The 3,101-nt window shown below is 73.3% G+C and carries 5 protein-coding genes; 3 read left to right on the top strand and 2 right to left on the bottom strand.

The window, feature by feature from the left end; genetic code table 11:
• Nucleotides 1-619 (bottom strand): glycoside hydrolase family 16 protein (locus H5J29_RS36370; protein ID WP_181783817.1); only part of this gene is annotated, 619 nt, incomplete at its 3' end.
• A gap of 137 nt (nt 620-756) precedes the next feature.
• Nucleotides 757-981 carry a hypothetical protein gene (locus tag H5J29_RS36365; RefSeq protein ID WP_181783816.1) on the bottom strand — a complete coding sequence of 75 codons (225 nt, stop codon included), beginning with the start codon at nt 979-981 and terminating at the stop codon, nt 757-759.
• 275 nt (nt 982-1,256) lie between these two features.
• Between H5J29_RS36365 and H5J29_RS26995 the strand changes: the two genes are divergently transcribed.
• The 3 genes from H5J29_RS26995 to H5J29_RS26985 form a co-directional block, all read left to right on the top strand.
• Nucleotides 1,257-1,649: a cupin domain-containing protein gene (locus tag H5J29_RS26995; RefSeq protein WP_181783815.1), complete on the top strand. Its 393-nt coding sequence runs from the start codon at nt 1,257-1,259 to the stop codon at nt 1,647-1,649.
• Between the two features lie 77 nt (nt 1,650-1,726).
• Complete coding sequence (locus tag H5J29_RS26990; protein ID WP_181783814.1) at nt 1,727-2,062, top strand: YciI family protein; 336 nt, start codon at nt 1,727-1,729, stop codon at nt 2,060-2,062.
• The coding region (locus tag H5J29_RS26985) for an RNA polymerase sigma factor (protein WP_181783813.1) at nt 2,062-3,101 on the top strand (1,040 nt) is incomplete at its 3' end. The genes H5J29_RS26990 and H5J29_RS26985, both read left to right, overlap by 1 nt.

Below are 3,101 nucleotides of genomic sequence, written 5' to 3'. Positions count from 1 at the left end.
TCGAAGCGGGGGCAGGCTCGTCGACGGCGGGGGTGTCGGTCTGCGGGAGGTCCGCGAGGGGCTTGGGGGTGCGGTCCGGGTGCAGGTCGCCCTGGCCGGTCGCGGGTGCGCCCGGGGCCAGCGAGAGCGTCGCGGGCTCGCTCTCCGGCAGGGCCCACTGCTTCGTCCAGTCCAGGTGCATCGCCGTGTCGCCGCCCGCGGGCGGGAAGAGGTCCAGCTGAATGGTCATGTTCATGGCGCCGGGCGGGAAGTGGCTGGTGTCGGTGGTGGAGTACCACTCCTCGCCGTTGAGGTACGCCGTCATCGTCTGAGGCGTCCACTCCAGCGCGAAGGCCGTCCACTCGGTGGCGTCGTGCGTGACCGAGCCGTACTCCTGGTCGTTGTTCTCGCCGTAGTGCAGGAAGAAATCGGTGTCCTGACGGTCGTCGGCGCTGATCTCCATCCAGTCGATCTCGCCGCCGACCGGCCAGTCCTCCTTCACCGGCCACAGCAGGATCACCGGGTGGTAGCCGCCGGCGCCCGGGTCGGAGCGCACGCAGGTCTCCCAGCGGCCGTAGCGCTGGCCGGGGTGCCAGCTCATCGCGGCGGTGTTGCCCTGCTCGTCGCCCGCGAGGGTCACGACGCCGTCCTTGACCGCGATCTGGTCGGGCGTCCGCGTGCCCTTCTTGTCGTGCCCCGGCTCGGGGCCGTAGGGGTGCCAGTCGGGCGGCAGCGCGGTGCCGTCGAAGTCCGACCGCCGGGTCGGCTCCCCCCAGTTCAGGGCATCCGCGGCGGTCTGCGCGCACTTCGACGGCGTGGCGGCGGGTGCGGCGGCACCAGGCTCAGCAGCACCGGGCTCAGCGGCACCAGGCCCAGCAGCACCGGGCTCAGCGGCACCAGGCCCAGCGACACCAGGCCCAGCGGCACCAGGCTCAGCAGCACCCCCGGCCTGCGCCGACGGCGCAGCGGCACCGGGCTCGGCCGCCAGCGCGGGAGTTGCACTCAGACCCGTCAGCGCCACCACGGCACAACCGGTCAGTGCGACGGCCAGCATTCGCGACCGGACGGTGGAGCGCATCAGGAGCACCTCTCGTCACATCTGCATCAGGACTGCGCTTATTTCACACCAGATCGTGAGCGATGCCAGCCGGGTCACCCGGTCCAGCGCCACCCGAACGTGGCGCAGCGTGCTCGAGACAGCGCGAAACGTCACCATCCGTGAAGGGTCCAGATCACCCCACGTGACAGCCCCCGCCGCGCCCGGAAGACTCGGCGCCGTGCCCACACCCGCGCTCGCCACCGCCCTGGACCTGGCTCCGCACCCCGAGGGCGGCTGGTACCGCCGCACCTGGACCTCGCCCGTGACCGTCGAGACCGACCACGGTCCGCGACCGACCGCCACCGCGATCCTGTACCTGCTCGACGGGGAGTCACGATGGCATCGGGTCCGCTCGACGGAGCTGTGGATGTGGCACTCCGGCTCCGGGATCGAGCTGTCGGTGGGCGAGCAGCCGGGGCAGGGCGTGGCGTTCAGCCTCAACGCCCACACCCCGCAGCAGCACGTGCCTGCGAACTGGTGGCAGTCCGCGGCGCTGCGCGGGAGCGAGCCCGCACTCGTCTCGTGTGTGGTGTCCCCCGGGTTCGACTTCGAGGACTTCGAGCTGGCGTGAGGATTCTCCGGACCCTGCTGTCGATCGGGTACCCCGCCGTTCGTCGGTGACCCGAAGGACCCACCCGAGGAGGACCGATGAAGTACATGTTGCTGATCTACGCGGGCACCGACGTGACCGAGCCGGAGTGCACGCCCGCCGACTGGCAGGCCTGGGACAAGGACCTGCACGACGCCGGGGTGAAGGTCTCGGGCGAGTCCCTCGCCGACCTCGTCAGCGCCACCACGGTGCAGGTCGCGAAGGGCTCCCGGACCGTCACGGACGGCCCGTTCGCCGAGACCCGCGAGCTGCTGGGCGGGTTCGTGGTGATCGACGTCCCTGACCTGGACGTCGCGTTGGACTGGGCGGCGAGCTGCCCCGGCTCGCGCGACGGCGGCGCGATCGAGGTCCGGCCCGTCGCCGACCTCGGCTGATGGGCTCCCCGGTGCACACGCACGTCGAGGCCGTCTTCCGGGAGGAACGCGGTCGGCTGCTCGCCTCGCTCGTGCACCGGTTCGGCGATCTCGACCTGGCCGAGGAGGTCGCGTCGGAGGCCGTCGAGGCGGCGCTGCGCACCTGGCCGCGAGACGGCGTGCCGACGAAGCCCGGCGCCTGGCTGCTCACCACGGCTCGGCGTCGGGCGGTCGACCGGCTGCGCCGCGACCAGGTCCAGGCGCGCAGGCTGGCCGTCCTGGCCGCGGAGGGCGAGCGCCACGAGCCGGCCCCGGAGCTCGCGGACGGCCTGCCGGACGAGCGGCTGCGGCTCTTCTTCACCTGCACCCACCCGGCGCTCTCCGCGGAGGACCGCACGGCGCTGACCCTGCGCTGCCTCGCCGGGCTGGACACCCCCGACGTCGCGCGGGCCTTCCTCGTGCCGACCGCCACGATGGCCCAGCGGATCGTGCGGGCCAAGAAGAAGATCCGCGAGGCCAGGATCCCCTTCCGCGTCCCGGGCCCGGACGAGCTGCCCGAACGCCTCCCGGGCGTCCTCCAGGTCGTCTACCTGGTCTTCACGGAGGGCTACGCCGATCCGGAGCGCGACGACCTCGCCGCGGAGGCGATCCGGCTCGCCCGCGTCCTCCACCGCCTGCTGCCCGAACGAGAGGTGGCCGGGCTGCTCGGCCTGCTCCTGCTGACCGACGCCCGGCGGGCCGGACGCGGGGTGCCCCTCGAGGAGCAGGACCGCACCCGGTGGGACGCGGCGCTGATCGCCGAGGGCACCGCGCTCGCCGAGGCCGCCCTGACCGGCGGTCCGCCGGGGCCGTACGGGGTGCAGGCGGCGATCGCGGCCCTGCACGCCGAGGCACCGGACGTCGCGGGCACGGACTGGGCCCAGATCGTCGCGCTCTACGACGTCCTGCACCGGCTCACGCCGACCCCGGTCGTCGCGCTGAACCGGGCTGCGGCCGTCGCGATGCGAGACGGGCCGGAACAGGGCCTCGCCCTGCTCGACGAGCTCGCCGCCGATCCGGC

It is taken from the genome of Pseudonocardia pini, from assembly GCF_013870575.1.
Lineage (GTDB): Bacteria > Actinomycetota > Actinomycetes > Mycobacteriales > Pseudonocardiaceae > Pseudonocardia > Pseudonocardia pini.
This window is presented reverse-complemented; position numbering and strand designations above follow the sequence as displayed.